The organism is Klebsiella sp. GG_Kp173 (genome assembly GCF_040062415.1).
Taxonomy (GTDB): Bacteria; Pseudomonadota; Gammaproteobacteria; order Enterobacterales; family Enterobacteriaceae; genus Klebsiella; species Klebsiella quasipneumoniae.
In genome coordinates, this window is the sequence record NZ_JBEAFZ010000001.1 from 164813 (window position 1) to 180550 (window position 15738).

15 protein-coding genes are annotated in these 15738 nt (G+C 59.6%); 2 read left to right on the plus strand and 13 right to left on the minus strand.

Features of this window, described 5'->3' with window-relative positions; all coding sequences use genetic code 11:
* Positions 1-25 precede the first annotated feature (25 nt).
* Positions 26-517, plus strand: coding sequence for a YajQ family cyclic di-GMP-binding protein (locus ABLU50_RS00825; RefSeq protein ID WP_002891465.1), 492 nt, complete (start codon positions 26-28; stop codon positions 515-517).
* Positions 518-560: 43 nt separating this feature from the next.
* Here ABLU50_RS00825 and ABLU50_RS00830 read toward each other — a convergent pair whose 3' ends face one another.
* From ABLU50_RS00830 to ABLU50_RS00865, 8 genes are all read right to left on the minus strand, one after another.
* Complete coding sequence (locus ABLU50_RS00830) at positions 561-1925, minus strand: MFS transporter (RefSeq protein WP_004204817.1); 1365 nt, start codon at positions 1923-1925, stop codon at positions 561-563.
* 159 nt (positions 1926-2084) lie between these two features.
* Complete coding sequence (locus ABLU50_RS00835; protein WP_004204816.1) at positions 2085-3263, minus strand: Gfo/Idh/MocA family oxidoreductase; 1179 nt, start codon at positions 3261-3263, stop codon at positions 2085-2087.
* 331 nt (positions 3264-3594) lie between these two features.
* The gene (locus tag ABLU50_RS00840; RefSeq protein ID WP_087832579.1) at positions 3595-4956 is read right to left on the minus strand and encodes an aromatic acid/H+ symport family MFS transporter; all 1362 of its coding nucleotides are present in this window, start codon (positions 4954-4956) and stop codon (positions 3595-3597) included.
* 10 nt (positions 4957-4966) lie between these two features.
* Positions 4967-5785 (minus strand): TIM barrel protein, encoded by an 819-nt coding sequence (locus tag ABLU50_RS00845; RefSeq protein WP_087832578.1) that lies wholly within the window; start codon positions 5783-5785, stop codon positions 4967-4969.
* A 58-nt stretch (positions 5786-5843) separates the two neighbouring features.
* Entirely contained in the window at positions 5844-7535 is a 1692-nt protein-coding gene (locus tag ABLU50_RS00850; RefSeq protein WP_043521451.1) for an FAD-dependent oxidoreductase, read from the minus strand.
* 10 nt (positions 7536-7545) lie between these two features.
* Positions 7546-7866, minus strand: a complete 321-nt coding sequence (locus tag ABLU50_RS00855) for an NIPSNAP family protein (protein ID WP_004204812.1) — start codon at positions 7864-7866, stop codon at positions 7546-7548.
* A gap of 13 nt (positions 7867-7879) precedes the next feature.
* A complete protein-coding gene (locus tag ABLU50_RS00860) occupies positions 7880-9556 on the minus strand; it encodes an FAD-dependent oxidoreductase (protein WP_087832576.1) in 1677 nt (558 codons plus the stop codon).
* Positions 9553-10374 carry a shikimate dehydrogenase gene (locus ABLU50_RS00865; protein WP_057213663.1) on the minus strand — a complete coding sequence of 274 codons (822 nt, stop codon included), beginning with the start codon at positions 10372-10374 and terminating at the stop codon, positions 9553-9555. The genes ABLU50_RS00860 and ABLU50_RS00865 overlap by 4 nt, the downstream gene beginning before the upstream one ends.
* A gap of 152 nt (positions 10375-10526) precedes the next feature.
* Between ABLU50_RS00865 and ABLU50_RS00870 the strand changes: the two genes are divergently transcribed.
* Positions 10527-11285, plus strand: a complete 759-nt coding sequence (locus ABLU50_RS00870) for an IclR family transcriptional regulator C-terminal domain-containing protein (RefSeq protein WP_004204808.1) — start codon at positions 10527-10529, stop codon at positions 11283-11285.
* Positions 11286-11323: 38 nt separating this feature from the next.
* Here ABLU50_RS00870 and ABLU50_RS00875 read toward each other — a convergent pair whose 3' ends face one another.
* From ABLU50_RS00875 to cyoB, 5 genes are all read right to left on the minus strand, one after another.
* Positions 11324-11656: a hypothetical protein gene (locus ABLU50_RS00875; protein ID WP_017898918.1), complete on the minus strand. Its 333-nt coding sequence runs from the start codon at positions 11654-11656 to the stop codon at positions 11324-11326.
* A gap of 248 nt (positions 11657-11904) precedes the next feature.
* Complete coding sequence (gene cyoE / locus ABLU50_RS00880) at positions 11905-12792, minus strand: heme o synthase (RefSeq protein WP_002891629.1); 888 nt, start codon at positions 12790-12792, stop codon at positions 11905-11907.
* Between the two features lie 11 nt (positions 12793-12803).
* Complete coding sequence (locus ABLU50_RS00885; protein ID WP_002891634.1) at positions 12804-13133, minus strand: cytochrome o ubiquinol oxidase subunit IV; 330 nt, start codon at positions 13131-13133, stop codon at positions 12804-12806.
* Positions 13133-13744 carry a cytochrome o ubiquinol oxidase subunit III gene (locus ABLU50_RS00890; protein WP_002891635.1) on the minus strand — a complete coding sequence of 204 codons (612 nt, stop codon included), beginning with the start codon at positions 13742-13744 and terminating at the stop codon, positions 13133-13135. Before ABLU50_RS00890 ends, ABLU50_RS00885 begins: the two co-directional genes overlap by 1 nt.
* Positions 13734-15725 carry a cytochrome o ubiquinol oxidase subunit I gene (cyoB, locus tag ABLU50_RS00895; RefSeq protein ID WP_004204804.1) on the minus strand — a complete coding sequence of 664 codons (1992 nt, stop codon included), beginning with the start codon at positions 15723-15725 and terminating at the stop codon, positions 13734-13736. Before cyoB ends, ABLU50_RS00890 begins: the two co-directional genes overlap by 11 nt.
* Positions 15726-15738: the final 13 nt, after the last annotated feature.

Below are 15738 nucleotides of genomic sequence, written 5' to 3' on the forward strand. Positions count from 1 at the left end.
AAAAGAAACGGAAGGAGAGGAAAAGATGCCATCTTTCGATATTGTCTCTGAAGTTGATCTTCAGGAAGCCCGTAACGCGGTAGACAACGCGAGCCGCGAAGTCGAGTCGCGTTTTGATTTTCGTGGCGTTGAAGCCACGTTTGAATTAAACGACGCCAACAAGACCATTAAAGTGCTGAGCGAGTCTGACTTCCAGGTGAACCAACTGCTGGATATCCTGCGCGCCAAGCTGCTCAAGCGCGGCATTGAAGGCACCTCCCTCGACGTGCCGGAAGATATCGTACACAGCGGTAAAACCTGGTTTGTTGAAGCGAAGCTGAAGCAGGGTATTGAAAGCGCGGTGCAGAAGAAGATCGTTAAACTGATCAAAGACAGCAAGCTGAAAGTGCAGGCCCAGATTCAGGGCGAAGAGATCCGCGTGACCGGTAAGTCCCGCGACGATCTGCAGTCGGTGATGGCGCTGGTGCGCGGTGGCGATCTGGGACAACCGTTCCAGTTCAAAAACTTCCGCGACTAAGGCGGCCGACAGACAGCAAAAAGCGGGGAATTCCCCGCTTTTTTTATACCCCTTTGATGAGCTGCTCTATCTCGAAGCGGTTGGTGACTTTGCTGTCGATTTTGATATACACCGAACGCTCCTCGGGCACCACCAGCGCCTGATGAACCCCGCTGGCATTCAGCAGACGCGCCTGCAGCGCGCTGTCGACCACCACGCCGTCCGGTACCTCTACCCGCAGGCTGCTGACGTAGGGCGGCTCGCTCATGGTGCTGGCCACCAGCAGCCACAGCATCGCCAGCAGGGCGCCCAGCAGAAACACAGTCTGCGAATCAAAGAAACCATCGACCCAACCGCCAAGGGCGCCGCCAATCGCCACCCCGAGGAACTGGCTGGTGGAGTAGACGCCCATCGCGGTGCCTTTGTAGCCCGCCGGCGACTCTTTGCTAATCAACGACGGCAGCAGCGCTTCCAGCAGGTTAAACGCCAGGAAGAAGAGCTGAACGCCCGCCACCAGCTCCCAGAAGTAGCCTCCGGCGCCCCAGAGGACAATCTCCGCAATCAGCAGGATGGCGACGCAGAGCAAAAAGACGCGCTTCATCTTACGCTTCACTTCGGCGTAGATGATAAACGGCACCACCGAGATGAAGGAGATAACCATGGTGACCAGGTAAATCTTCCAGTGCTCGGCGGCCGGGAAGCCGGCGGCCTCCAGCTGTCCGGGCAGCGCGACAAAAGTGGACATCAGCATGATGTGCAGGCACATGATGCCAAAGTTGAGCTTCAACAGGCGCGGCTCCGCCAGCACCTTGCTAAAGCAGCCCTTCACCATCCCAGATTCGCGGTTAAGCACGTGGTTCTGGCTGTTGGGCACCACCCACAGGGTGAGCAGAATGCCGACGGTCGCCAGGATGGCGATCATCCAGAACAGGGCGTGCAGACCCAGCTGATGGGTAATAATCGGCCCCAGCACCATGGCGATAGCGAAAGTGACGCCGAAGCTGACGCCAATAAACGCCATCGCTTTAGTGCGGTTCTGTTCGCGGGTGAGATCGGAGAGCAGGGCCATGACCGCGGCGGCGATGGCGCCGGAGCCCTGAAGGGCGCGGCCAAGAATGATGCCCCAGATGGAGTCGGTGAGCGCGGCGATGACGCTACCGAGCACGAAAATAAGCAGGCCGCCGACGATCAACGGCTTACGGCCAATACGGTCAGATAACAGTCCAAAGGGGATCTGGAACACCGCCTGCGCCAGACCGTAGATGCCGATCGCCAGGCCAATCAGCGCTTCACTGGCGCCCTGCAATGCCATGCCATACGTGGTCAGAACCGGCAGGACCATAAACATGCCAAGCATGCGCAGGGAGAATACCGTCCCCAAACCCCAGGTCGCGCGCAGTTCCCCTGGCGTCATTTTGTTATCGTTCATTACCACCTCAATATAAAAACTGCGCCTAGTGTAGCGGCGGGGGGTAAGAAGCGTAAATAAATGTTTGTTTAACAGATATTACGGGGCTGTTGCGCGATGCGACAAGTTGGTAAAAATCAATAAACCAGTGGAGGAGGACTCCACTGGCGAGGGGGAAAATTAAGGTAAAGTAAAGTCAACCCACTGGCTGCCGGCATCAGCCGATTTGACGCATTGCTCGACCCAATACACGCCGTGCAGACCAGCTTCGACGTCCGGATACCAGAAGTCTTGCAGGAAGGCGCGATCGTCACGGTCCGTAGCGTCAATCGCCTGCGCATAGCGGCGATAGAGGTTGGCCCAGGCTTCAAACAGCCCTTCCGGATGACCGCCGCCGATGCGATCGTCCGCCAGCGCGTTTGCGCTCAGGTAGGGCATCCCGCGTTCCAGAATGCGCGCCGGCTCGCCCTGCACCTCATAGCTGAGCTGGTTAGGATGCTCATCCCACCATTCGATACTCGCTTTTTCGCCGACGATGCGTACTTTTTGCGAGTGCATGGCGCCGCTGTTCACCGCGCTGGTCCACATCGAGCCAACCGCGCCGTTGTCATATTCCATCAGGACAAAGGCGTTATCTTCCAGCGGCGCGCGAGAGGGAACAAAGCTCTGGCGGGAGCACATCAGCCGTTTGATATTGAGCTGTGGCGCCATGGTTTCGGCGACAAACAGCGGATGGGTGGCCAAATCTCCCAGCACATAGCTGGGCCCGGCGAACTTCGGCGTCACGCGCCAGCGGGTAGATTCTGCCTGCAGCTCCACGGCCTGGTTATGAAAGCCGTGGGCGAACTGCATATTGACGATGCGGATCTCGCCGAGCAGCCCATCGGCAATCATCTGCCGCGCCTGCTGGATCATCTGATAGCCGGCATAGCCGTAGGTGACGCCGACGATTTTGTTCTGTTTTTTACTCAGGTCCACCAGTTCGCGCGCCTCTTCGGCGGTAAAACAGAGGGGCTTTTCACAGATGACATGGAGGCCCGCTTCCAGCGCCGCTTTGGTGATGGCGAAATGGGTATTATTCGGGGTGGTGACCGAGACGACCTCGATCCCGTCAGGACGCTGAGCCTCTTCACGAAACAGGGTCTGGTAGTCGGCGTAGCAGCGCTCCGGCGCGATGCCCAGTTGCTCACCGAACGCGCGCCCGCGCTCGGCATCGACGTCAAGCGCGCCGGCCAGTAGGGTGTAAACATTGTCACGCAGCGCCGCACAGCGGTGGCTGTAGCCGATCTGGCTGGTTCCCCCGCCGCCGACCATGCCCCAACGCAGGGAACGGGATAAGGGTTTCAGACCGTTTAACATGGTGCTCTCCTTTTTGAAATCATTCGCACTCTGAGGCGCTCAATGCCGACGCCTGCGGCAACGCGCATCCGGATAGACTGACCTAAACTTAAGGAAATGTTTGTTCTGTTTCAATTGTATTGTGGAATTTATTTTTCATATATGCGAAGGGGATCGAATAAGCAGAAGTTTATTTTCCGCTGGGTTGAAAACGAGAGGGGAATCAACGGCGACGGGTACAGGCCGGAATGTGGCGGAATGCTTTTCGTTACAGAGAAAGATGAAATAAATTTTCTTTTTAACCTCAACGTGCGGTGCAATCCGCAGATTGCACCGGAGGAAGACGACGACATTACGCTCCGCGCACAGATGCGGGGGCTGGCGAAGCGGCGGGAGGATTACCGGCCGCAAAGATACCCTTCGCCGCCAGGCCTGCGACGGTGAGGGCTGCCGGGATGCCGAGGATCAAAAAGACGCTTTCGAAGGGCAGGTTGAGCGCCATCATCTCAGCGCCGGCAAAGGCGCTGAGGATCGCGCCGATCCGCCCGACGCCGTGCATCCAGCTGGATCCCGTCGCCCGCGCCTGTGTGGGGTAGTAACGGGCGGAGAGGGCGTTCATGCCGGTATTGGCGCCGTTCAGGCAGGCGCCGCTGATAAACGCCAGCATACAGAGCAGGGCAAAGCTGCCCGCCGCGTAGCCCATCGCCATGGTAAACAGGCCGCCGACGGCGTAGATCATCCCCAGCGCGCGATGGGGATTGATGCGGTCCATCAGCCAGCCGGCAAACAGCGAGCCGAGGGTACCTCCCGCCTGGTAGATGGCCGTCATGACGGCCGCCTGGCTGACGGTAAGCCCGACCTCCTTAACCAGCGTTGGCAGCCAGCTGCCGAGAATATAGACGAGGAACAGCCCCATAAAGTAGACCAGCCATAGCATCAGCGAGCCAAAGCCATACTGGCGGGAGAGCACAATGCGCATCGCATTCCCGGCCGCCGGCTGCGCCGGCAGGATAAACGTCACGTTGTCACTGATTTGTCCGGGATAAAGACGATTGAGGATGGCGCGAATGCGCGCCGCAGGTGCTTGTTTTATCACCAGAAAACGAACCGATTCCGGCAGCCGCCAGATAAGCAGGGGGGCAAACAGCAGCGGCAGAATGCCGCCGAGCGCCATCAACGAGTGCCAGCCAAACTGCGGGATCAGCCATGACGCGGTAAATCCTCCGGCCGCCGCGCCGAAGGTGAAGCCGCAGAAGATGACGGTAATAATAAATGAGCGCTGGCGTTCCGGAGCGTATTCCGACACCAGCGTCCCGATGTTCGGCATCGCGGCGCCCAGTCCGAGGCCGGTCATAAAGCGGAAGAACATCATCTGCTCAATGTTGTGCGAGAAGGCGGTGGCGATGGTCCAGAAGCCGAAGAAGAAGACGCTGTTGATGATGATCTTCTTGCGTCCCAGCCAGTCGGCGAGCGGGCCAGAGAAAATCGCGCCCAGCGCGAGGCCGATCAGCGCGGCGCTAATCACCAGGCCCAACTGGTGGTTGCTTACCCCCCACTCCAGCTTCAGCGTCGGGGCGATAAAGCCCATGATCGAGATATCAAACCCATCAAGAGCGATAACGCAAAAGCCGAGAAAAATAATCTGCTTTTGAAAGCGGCTCAGAGGATTACGGTTAATTAACTCTCTGACATCCAGGCGTTGAGTCTGTGTCATAGCGTATTCCTTATGCGCAGGAGCGCAGGTAGGGCTGCGCGGCATTGAACAGTAATTGCGCCCGCTGGAGGGGCGGCAGGGCGCCCTGCTGACCGTCCAGCGGCACTTCGAGGGAGACCGGTAGCGTTGCCGGCAGTGCCGCCATCAGACCGTGCAGATCCAGACCGCCTTCCCCCGGCACGTTGCGCGCTGAGCGGGCCTGGCGGATGAGCTCCTGCTCGCTTTCCGGCCGCTGCGCCGCGCCATCGCAGAGTTGCATATAGTTCAGATGATGCGCGGGCAGGCTGGAGAGGGCGGCGAGCGATTCCCCCGCGCGCCAGAAATGAAGGGCGTCCACCAGGATGCCGATATCTTCCCGCCCGCTGGCGGCGATCAGCGCCTGCGCATCGGCGATCGTGCGCAGCTGGGTCCAGGGCATCGGCTCAAGGTTCATGGTCAGGCCAAATGAGCGACCGGCCGCGGCGAGAGTGGCCAGGTTGTCGGCGCTGCGCTGCAGGTTGTCGTCATTCCCGGCGACTAACACCTGTCCGGCGCCAAGCCGCGCGGCGGTCTCCATAAAGCGCTGCAGCCGATCGTCGAGGGTAAACCCCGGGCTGAGGCGGACGATCTCCACGTCCGAGACGCGGATGCCGGTTTCCATCAGCGCGGCCAGGGTCGCGCGGACGGCGGGGGTATCGCCCAGCATGTCGTAGTCCGGGTCGGCGGGTGTGGCGGGCAGCAGCCGCAGTCCCACGTGGGTAAAACCGGTTCTGGCCGCTATCCGCACCTGTTCGGGGGGAGGGACATCGAGCAGGCTCAGCGCGGCGAGCGATAGGGTACGCATGTTCATAAATGGCTCCGGTACAGTTGCAGGTGAAGTTAGCCAGGGGTGTTGCCGTCCCTGGTTTTTATTGCTTTGTTTTTATTGTGTTTGCCGCCAGATTTTTGCCCACCAGGTAGCCGAAGGTCATAGCCGGCCCGAGGGTGATCCCTCCGCTGGGGTAATAGCCGCGCATCACGCTCGACATGTCGTTGCCGATGGCGAACAGGCCCGGTATCGGCTGCTGCTGCCCATCCAACACCCGAGCGTGTTCGTCGGTTTGTAACCCGCTAAAGGTGCCCAGCGAGCCGGGCAGAATGCGCACCGCGTAGAACGGCCCTTCGCGCAGCGGTCCGAGCGTCACCTGATGGTCACCCTGCGCGCGGTTATAGGCCGATGCGCCGCGGTGAAAATCGATGTCTTCACCGGTACTGGCAAAGTGGTTAAAGCGTGCAACGGTTTCCGCCAGCGCATCGGTATCGATGGCGCACCGCTTCGCCAGCTCGGCAAGGGTGTTTCCTCGCCGCAGATAGCCGGTACGCAGCCAGGCGGTAGGGGAGAACGGAAAGGGCCTGGCGTGGCCCAGGCCATAGCGGCGCAGCGCGCGCCGATCGGCCAGCAGCCAGGCCTGCGGCGTGTCGCCCGCGGGCGTCGCCGCCAGCAGGGCGGCGATAAAGTCGTGATAGGAGTCGGCCTCGTTAACAAAGCGTTTGCCGTTAGGCAGGACGGCGATCACCCCGGGCTTGGCGCGTTCCACCAGATGGGGAAACATCAGCTGCTGGCCGCTGGCGAGGGTGACGCGGGACACCGGCGCCCAGGCCAGCGGGTGGCGCAGGCGGGTATCGAACTGGCCGCCGACGGATTCGCCAAGGCGGATCCCCTCGCCCTGATTGTCAGGCGGCGCGGCGGAGAAATGGCCGTAACCCTCCGCGGCGTGAGGCACCACCTGCGCCAGGCGCTGCCGATCGTGGGGAAAACCGCCGCAGGCCAGCACCACGGCGCCCGCTTCGACGAGTATCTCCCCGCCGTCGCTGCGCAGCACTGCACCGGACACTCCCTGCGGACCCTGCAGCAGTCTGACCGCCGGGGCGTTGAGCTGAAAGCGCACCCCGGCGTCGAGGGCGGATCGCAGCAGACGGGCGACCAGCGCATTGCCATTGACCAGATGCAGCCCTCGTCCGGCACGCAGCCGCTGCCAGCCGTGGCGCAGCAGGCGGCGGGCGGCATACAGCGCAGAGCGCGGCGAGCGGGTAGCGTTGAAAAAATGCGCCATGTCCGCGCCGCCGGCGATGCCCATCCCAGCAAGACTGATGGTCTCCAGCGGCGGGCGCAGTCGGTGGAGCCAGTCGCCGAGCAGGCGGCCATCGTAGGGCTGAGCGGTGACCGACCGCCCACCGTTCGCCGCGCCCGGCGACGCGTGAAAGTCCGGCATGGTGCTGCCCGACAGAAACTTCACCGCCGTCCGTTGATGAAAAAAATCCACCATTTCCGGCCCGTAATGCAGGAAGGTCTGCAAGCGAACGTCGGCGGCTTCTCCCCCCATCTCATGCTGCAGATAGGTCAGCGGGGCATCGGCCGCTTCGTCGATGCCCTCCGCTCGCGCCAGCGGGTTGCGGGGGATCCACAGCCAGCCGCCGGACCAGGCGCTGGTCCCGCCGAGCACTGACGCTTTCTCCGCCACCATGACGCTGGCGCCGTGCACTGCCGCGGTGACCGCGGCAGAGAGTCCCGCCGCGCCGGATCCGACCACCAGCACATCCACCTTCACAGGCCCGCTCATGATGGACTCCTTATTGCAATGGTGAAAAAGCGGTGGGGCGCATCAGCACCGATTCGAGGCGCTCCACGGCGGCCAGTTCGCGGTTTTTCCGCGAGAAGGTCTGCCAGCGCTCGTCCTGGGCCATCCGTGCGCGGCGTACCAGGCGATCGTCCAGGCTTTCGTAAGCCCAGATGTGCACTACCTGATTGACCACGCCGATCTCGGTAAAAAAGAAGCCGATCAGTTTGCCAAGATGGTCAGTTTGCACCGCCAGGGCATCGCTTTGGTACAGCGCCAGCCAGTCGGCCATTTTCAGCGGATTGATGGTGTAGGTGCGTTTTTCGTAGATCATGATGTTTTCCTGATTAGTGGGTGGCGGGTTGCGCCAGATGGCAGGCGGCGAGGTAGCCAAACGTCAGCCCCGGGCCAAGGGTGATGCCGGGACCCGGGTAGGTGCCGGCCATCAGCGAATCCATGTCGTTTCCCACCGCGTACAGCCCCGCAATGGGGTTGCCTTCAGCGTTGACGACCTGGGCATCGGCGGTGGTGACCAGACCTCGAGAAGTCCCCAGATCGCCGGTATAGAGTTTGATGGCATAGAACGGCGCGCTGAGCAGAGGAGCGTTGCAGGCGTCAGGATGATGGCCCGGATCGCCCATCGCCCGGTTATAGCTGTTGCCGCCTTTGGCAAACTCACGGTCCACGCCCTGCGCGGCGTTACGATTGTAGCGGGCGACCGTCTCGCTCAGGGCGTGGGCATCCAGCCCAAGCTGCTGCGCCAGCGCGGCCAGGGTATCGGCTTTATGCAGATAGCCAGCGGCGATCAGGGCGTCATTGTTCACCGGCGCCGGGCGCGCCAGCCCGAGGCCGTAACGCTTCATCGCCTGCGCGTCGCACAGTAAAAAGCAGGGGGCATTCTCCGCTGCACGCTGCATCGCGCTGGCAAAATGGTGATAGGAGCTGGACTCGTTAACGAAGCGTACCGCCCGCTGATTGACGGCAATCACGCCCGGCTTGGCCCGGTCGGTCACCAGGTGGGGGAAGCGCTCCTCGCTGCCGTCGGCCCGGGTCAGCACCGATACCGGCGCCCAGAAAAAGTTGGACGCGCGATCGGCTCCCTCGCGAGCGTTAAGTGCCGCCGCGAGACGCAGCGCGGCGCCATCATTGGCTGGCGGCGACATGGTGAAGTGCTCTCGGGTGTGAGGCCGATAGCGCGCCGCCAGCGCGCCAGCGGCAAAGCCGCCTGCGGCTAGCACCACCCCACGGCGGGCGTGTAGGGTCTCTTTTTGCCCCTGATAGTCAATCTCTACCCCGGTGACCGCGCCTTGCGATTCGCACAGCGCCAGCACATTGACATTCAGCCGCAGGCTCATGCCTTTACGCAGCGCCGTGGTCGCCATGCGGGCAATCAGCGCATTGCCCATCGCCAGGCGGGTGCCGCGAGGATATTTCACCCGGTCGCGGGCGTAGCGCAGCAGCAGCCGGGTGCAATGGGCCAGGGAGCGCAGCGAGCGACGCATATCGAGAAAATGTTGAATGTCGACGCGGTTGACCATCATCCCGCCAAACAGCAGCATCCCCGGCGGAGGCGAGCGCAGGTCGCGAAACGCGTCCCCCAGTTCACGGCCGTCATACTCGACCACCTCCAGCGCCCGACCGACGTCGACGGCGCCGGGCTCATCCGGATAGTAATCGGGTGAGAGCGGGCGCAGGCTATATTTCACCGCCCCCTCGCGCTCCAGAAAGGCGAGGGCCTCTCGCCCGGCGCGGACAAACGCCTCGGCGATATCTTCGCGGTAGTGGGCCTCGCCGATAATGGTTCGTAGATAGGTTTTGATCGCTTCGGCGCTACCGCTTTTGCCCTCGGCGCGCGCCTGGTCGGTATCGTGCAGCCACACGGCGCCGCCGGAGATAGCCGAGGTGCCGCCGAACTGATCGGCTTTCTCCAGCATCAGCACCGACAGCCCTTTGCAGCTGGCGGTGACCGCGGCGGCAAAGCCAGCGGCGCCACTGCCGATGACGATCACATCCCAGCTTTTCATGCCGCCGCTCCCTGCGCCGACGGGATGGCGCCGATAAACTGGCCCATCAGCGTCATCTGCGCCAGCGCCATTTCCGGCCCAGTCTGTACCCGGCAGCCGCGGGCGGCGGCGAAGGTGAGCAACGGCGTCATCACCGGGGCGGTGACAACGTCGGCCACGTGGGTGGCGCTGTCGAGCGTCTCCAGCAGCGCCTGGGGTAGGGGCAGTGCATCAAACCCGGCCATGCCGGCCGGCGAGCCGTTGATCAGCAGATCGACACCGTGCAGGCTGTCCGGCAGCGTGCTCAGTTGCACCGCCGGAAAGGCCTCAGTCAGAAGATCGTGCAGGCGTTGCCGGGTGGCCGGGTTTTGATCGTGCAGCGCCAGTTGGCGGATCCCCGCCTCGCACAATCCCCAGGCGATGGCGCTGCCGACGCCGCCGCAACCGGAGAGCAGCGCCTGCTTATCTGCCGGCTGAAAACCCTGTGCCTCGGCGGCAAGCTGAAATCCGACGCCGTCCAGCATATCGCCCTGTAACCGGCCATCCGCCAGCTTGCGGATCACATTGATGGCGTTGAGTCGGCGAGCGCGCGGCGTAAGCTCGTCGACCAGCGCGGCGGCGCGTTGTTTATGCGGTACCGTCACCAGCACGCCGCTCATGTTCTGCCAGCCGCGCAGGGCGTTGAGGTAGGCGGCCACCGCGTCCGGGACGATATCCACCGGGATCATGACGCTGTCCATGTGCTGTTCGGCAAAGTAGCGGTTGAAGTTATCCGGTGATTTCACCTGGGCGATCGGATGACCAATCACGGCGACAACCTGGGTAGTTCCACTGACCATTTCAAACCTCATTTGTTAAATGAATGTTGTGAAAGTATTTCAGCGGAAGCTGGGAGCGACAACGCAGAATTCGGACATGTTGGTTGTTAATCGCACCATCGCTGCGATAATCGCAGGAAATCGATAATGATGTTGCAAAAATGTGAGCGAATATGCAAAACACCATTCATCCACGCGATCTGATCGTCGGTTTACAAAAAGGGTTGGCGTTGATCCAGCTTTTTTCCAAAAACTGCCCAAAGCTCACTGTTGCCCAGGCGGCGAAAATGAGCGGTCTGACGCAAAGCGCGGCACGACGTTTTTTGTTGACGCTGCTGCATGATCGTTATTTGCAAACCGATGGGCGCTATTACTGGCTTACCCCGAAGACCCTGCGGCTTGGCCAGGCCTATGTTGATTCGGCGCAGTTTCCACGCATGGTGCGACCGATTGTCGAATACATCGCCAGCCGGACCGAAGAGCACGCCTCGGTGGGGGTGGTGGATGAAGATGAGCTGGTCTATATCGCTCGCAGCCGGCATACGCCGTTTAACTCCACGTCGGTTCGGCTAGGGGAGCGGGTGCCCATCTTCTGTACCGCCGGGGGGCGATTATGGCTGGCTTCGCTGCCGGAAGCAGAGTGTGAAGCGGTTCTGCAGCGCATTACCCGGGAACAACGCACGCCCTATACGGTGACCGACGTCGCGCCGCTGATGGAGAAAATCGCTCAGGTGCGGCGTCAGGGATACGCCACTATTGAACAGGAGTTTGAGATTGGCATGCTGGTGCTGGCGGTACCGTTAACCGACAGGGAAGGAACCTGGTGGGGAGCGCTAAGTCTGACCAGCCATCAATCGCGGACCTCGCTGGAAGCGTTATGCCGTGATCATCTCGATCTGCTCTACAGCGCGCAGGCGATGCTGGTGGGGTAAACAGGGCAGCCGATGCGCTGCCCTCGGCAAGATGTCGCTTAGGCTGATGCTTTGTTCAGGAAACTGCTCCAGTCGCTGGCGGCGTTATCGACAAAGGTGTTCCAGCTGTTGCCGGCGGTATTGACGAAGCTTCCCCAGTTATCCTTACCGGCGGTCACAAAGGTTTCCCAATTTGACTGACCGGTCAGGAAGGAACCAAACGCCATTGTGCTGTCGCAGACGAACGAGGCGAATGCGTTGCCAGAGGTGAGGACAAATGAGGTGAAACCGATGCCCGAGTTGGCGACGAAGCTGGCGAAGCCGCTGGCCGCGCCGAACAGGTTAAAGCCGCCGGAGATGTAGTCCATTTCGTTCAGTGTTAACTCTTTCATTGCAATTCCTTGTATTGAATATTTCCAAAACGGGCGTAAGCCCGAGGCGAAAGGTAGCACCGTAGAGCTGAACGGGGCGAGCGACGTCCGGTTGGTATAAGCTCATTTTTTCCTCATTTATTAGCGGGTAGCTACGAAAACGGTGTGGGGGAGGGGAGGGAAGTATGAATTGAGAAAGGAAAAAGACGTGAAACAGAAAAGAAAAAGCCCCGCAAAAACGGGGCTTTATATCATACTGGAGCGGGTGATTATCTCACATAAGCCAGCAGACTATGTGAATCCGGCACCATAAAGTCAACGGACATCATCACGGACAGCGCAGTGATGGCGACGATGGAAAAGACGAAGAGCTTACGCGCCCAGACTTTATCATCTGCCACTTTGTAGCCGCGCAGCGCCATGCCCAGCCACCAGACGCTGACCGCTGCCGCTACGACCAGGTATTTGTACCCGGCATAGCCGCCCAGCGAGAGCATCAGGGTCGCAACGGCAAAGGCGACGATGTACAGCGTAATATGGTTTTTGGCGACCGATATACCTTTCACTACCGGCAGCACCGGAATATTCGCCGCCTGATAATCCTTGAAGCGGAAAATCGCGATGGCGTAGGAGTGAGGCATCTGCCACAGGCTAAAGATAGCCAGCAGGATAGCCGCACCGCTGTCGAAATCACCGGTCACTGCGCAGTAGCCAATCACCGGCGGCGCTGCGCCGGAGAGTGAGCCAATCAGCGTGCCATAGACGGAGTGGCGTTTCATGTACAGGCTGTAGACGCCGACATAAACCACGAACCCCATCACCCCCAGCCAGCAGGCCAGCGGATTTGCGCCGAACCACAGCAGCATAAAGCCAGCAATACCCAGCAAGGTGGCGTACACCAGCGAAGCTTCTGGCGAGATCAGCCCTTTGACCAGCACCCGGTTTTTCGTCCGTTCCATCTTACGATCGATGTCCCGGTCGATGTAGTTGTTGAATACACAACCCGAGGCGACCACCAGGGATACTCCAAGGAGCGTCCAGACGAACAGCGGATAGTCGATGTGGCCTTTGGAGGCCAGCAGGAAACCGCCGATCACGGAGATCAGGTTGCCAAAAATAATGCCTGGTTTCGTAACTTGCAGGTATTGCTTAAACATACTCGCCGCTCTTAGTGCATCATCATGTTGTAGTTCAGGTTCCACATAATCCAGATGGAGCCGACAACCACGATCGCAATGATGATTACGGTGAAGATAAATGCGGTCAGGTTCCAGCCTTCATCGGACTTGCTGTTCATATGCAGGAAGTACACGAGGTGTACCACGATCTGCACCACAGCGGTCACCAGAATGGTGCCAAGGATAACCGCATGCGAGGCGGAGCCACTCATCACCATGGCGAACGGAATGACCGTCAGGATGATGGACAGGATAAATCCTGTCATGTAGCTCTTCACGCTGCCGTGAGAAGCGCCGCTATGATCGGTAGAATGACTCATTACATCGCCCCCATCAGATAGACAACCGAGAACACGCAGATCCACACCACGTCCAGGAAGTGCCAGAACAGGCTCAGGCACAGGATACGGGTGCGGTTAGTGCTGGTCAGGCCACGACGTGAAACCTGGAACATCAGCACCGCCATCCAGATAAGACCGGAGGTCACGTGCAGACCGTGGGTGCCGACCAGCGCGAAGAACGCGGACAGGAAGCCACTACGATCCGGACCAAAGCCTTCCATGATCAGGTGATGGAATTCATAGATTTCCATCCCGATAAATCCGGCGCCAAACAACCAGGTCAACGCCAGCCAGGAAACCACCTGGCTCTTGTTGTTTTTGTACATGGCGATAGCCGCCATGCCGTAGGTGATGGAGCTGAACAGCAGCAGTGCGGTTTCAACCAGAACGAACGGCAGTTCGAAAATATCTTTGCCAGTTGGTCCGCCGGCCGTGCCGTTCACCAGAACGGCATAGGTAGCAAACAGCGTAGCGAAGATAATGCAGTCGCTCATCAGGTAGATCCAGAAACCGAATACCTTCATCGGTCCTGTATCATGGTGCCCGTGTTCATGCGCGTGGGCAGTATGCGCAAGAGTATCAGTTGCCATTTTTCAGCCCTGCTTTGTTAATCTCATCGAAATGCTGTTTTTCCAGTTTTTCGACTTCTGCAACCGGTACGTAGTAATCCACGTCCTCGTCAAAGCTCTTAATAATCCAGGTCGCTACGATGCCGATGAAGCTGGCGATCGCCATCCACCAGATATGCCAGATCATGGCGAAACCAAATACCGTAGCGAAGGCGGCAATGACGATGCCGGCGCCGCTGTTCTTCGGCATATGAATTTCTTCATAGTGAGCAGGCTGTTTGTACGCTTCACCTTTCTCTTTCATTTCCCAGAAGGCGTCACGCTCGTGAACCTGAGGAACGATAGCGAAGTTGTAGAACGGCGGTGGAGAAGAGGTTGCCCACTCCAGCGTACGGCCACCCCATGGGTCACCGGTCAGGTCACGGTTCTGATCGCGGTCGCGAATAGAGACGTAGAACTGAATCAGCTGGCACAGGATACCGCAGGCGATCAGCGCCGCACCGCAAGCTGCAACAACCAGCATCGGGTGGAACTGCGGATCGATCTGCTGGCTCAGACGACGGGTCATCCCCATGAAGCCCAGCACGTACAGCGGCATAAACGCCACGAAGAAGCCGATGATCCAGAACCAGAAAGCGCGTTTGCCCCAGGTTTCGTTCAGGGTGAAGCCAAAGGCTTTCGGCCACCAGTAGGTCAGACCGGCGAAGCAACCGAACACCACACCGCCGATGATAACGTTATGGAAGTGCGCGATCAGGAACAGGCTGTTGTGCAGAACGAAGTCTGCGCCCGGTACCGCCAGCAGCACACCGGTCATCCCACCGACGGAGAAGGTGACGATAAAGCCGATAGTCCACATCATCGCCGAGTTGAAGACGATGCGGCCCTGATACATGGTGAACAGCCAGTTGAAGATCTTAACCCCGGTCGGGATCGCGATAATCATGGTGGTAATACCGAAGAAGGCGTTTACGTTCGCGCCAGCACCCATGGTGAAGAAGTGGTGCAGCCAAACGATGAACGACAGAACGGTAATACAGACGGTTGCCCACACCAGAGAGGTGTAACCGAACAGACGCTTACGCGAGAAGGTCGCGGCGATTTCGGAGAAGACCCCGAACACCGGCAGAACCAGGATGTACACTTCCGGGTGACCCCAGGCCCAAATCAGGTTGATGTACATCATCATGTTGCCACCCATATCGTTGGTAAAGAAATGGGTGCCCAGGTAACGATCCAGGGTCAGCAGCGCGATGGTGACGGTCAGAATTGGGAAAGAGGCGATAATCAGGATGTTAGCGCACAGAGATGCCCAGGAGAATACCGGCATCTTGAACATGGTCATGCCCGGGGCGCGCATCTTGATAATGGTCACGAAGAAGTTAATACCGGTCAGGGTAGTACCGATACCGGAGAGCTGCAGCGCCCAAATCCAGTAGTCGACCCCTACGCCAGGACTGTATTCAATTCCCGACAGCGGCGGATAAGCCAGCCAACCGGTCTGCGCGAACTCACCGACGCCCAGAGACAGGTTAACCAGAATCACGCCCACAACGGTGAACCAGAAGCTCAGGTTGTTGAGGAACGGGAAGGCTACGTCGCGTGCGCCGAGCTGAAGCGGAACCACCAGGTTCATCAGACCGATAACGAACGGCATCGCCACGAAGAAGATCATGATAACGCCGTGGGCGGTAAAGATCTGATCGTAGTGATGAGGCGGCAGGAAGCCTGCTTCCCCGGCCGAGGCCAGCACCTGCTGGCTACGCATCATGATGGCGTCAGCAAAGCCACGCAGCAGCATGACGATTGCCACGATAACGTACATGATACCGAGACGTTTGTGGTCGACAGAAGTCAGCCACTCGTTCCATAGGTAGGACCACTTACCGAAGTAAGTGATGGCTGCCAGAAGCGCCAGTCCCCCAATGATAATCGCAGCCACCGTTACCACGATAATAGGTTCGTGGTAGGGCACTGCATCCAGTGTAAGTTTTCCGAACATCGTTTTCTTCCTC

Excerpts from the sequence above, each read along its gene's own strand:
- cyoB (WP_004204804.1), bottom strand. The coding sequence starts at position 15,725 with ATGTTCGGAAAACTTACACTGGATGCAGTGCCCTACCACGAACCTATT.
- ABLU50_RS00830 (WP_004204817.1), bottom strand. The coding sequence starts at position 1,925 with ATGAACGATAACAAAATGACGCCAGGGGAACTGCGCGCGACCTGGGGT.
- ABLU50_RS00855 (WP_004204812.1), bottom strand. The coding sequence starts at position 7,866 with ATGATCTACGAAAAACGCACCTACACCATCAATCCGCTGAAAATGGCC.
- cyoE (WP_002891629.1), bottom strand. The coding sequence starts at position 12,792 with ATGTTTAAGCAATACCTGCAAGTTACGAAACCAGGCATTATTTTTGGC.
- ABLU50_RS00845 (WP_087832578.1), bottom strand. The coding sequence starts at position 5,785 with ATGAACATGCGTACCCTATCGCTCGCCGCGCTGAGCCTGCTCGATGTC.
- ABLU50_RS00865 (WP_057213663.1), bottom strand. The coding sequence starts at position 10,374 with ATGGTCAGTGGAACTACCCAGGTTGTCGCCGTGATTGGTCATCCGATC.
- ABLU50_RS00840 (WP_087832579.1), bottom strand. The coding sequence starts at position 4,956 with ATGACACAGACTCAACGCCTGGATGTCAGAGAGTTAATTAACCGTAAT.
- ABLU50_RS00860 (WP_087832576.1), bottom strand. The coding sequence starts at position 9,556 with ATGAAAAGCTGGGATGTGATCGTCATCGGCAGTGGCGCCGCTGGCTTT.
- ABLU50_RS00885 (WP_002891634.1), bottom strand. The coding sequence starts at position 13,133 with ATGAGTCATTCTACCGATCATAGCGGCGCTTCTCACGGCAGCGTGAAG.
- ABLU50_RS00850 (WP_043521451.1), bottom strand. The coding sequence starts at position 7,535 with ATGAGCGGGCCTGTGAAGGTGGATGTGCTGGTGGTCGGATCCGGCGCG.
- ABLU50_RS00875 (WP_017898918.1), bottom strand. The coding sequence starts at position 11,656 with ATGAAAGAGTTAACACTGAACGAAATGGACTACATCTCCGGCGGCTTT.
- ABLU50_RS00870 (WP_004204808.1), top strand. The coding sequence starts at position 10,527 with ATGCAAAACACCATTCATCCACGCGATCTGATCGTCGGTTTACAAAAA.
- ABLU50_RS00835 (WP_004204816.1), bottom strand. The coding sequence starts at position 3,263 with ATGTTAAACGGTCTGAAACCCTTATCCCGTTCCCTGCGTTGGGGCATG.
- ABLU50_RS00890 (WP_002891635.1), bottom strand. The coding sequence starts at position 13,744 with ATGGCAACTGATACTCTTGCGCATACTGCCCACGCGCATGAACACGGG.
- ABLU50_RS00825 (WP_002891465.1), top strand. The coding sequence starts at position 26 with ATGCCATCTTTCGATATTGTCTCTGAAGTTGATCTTCAGGAAGCCCGT.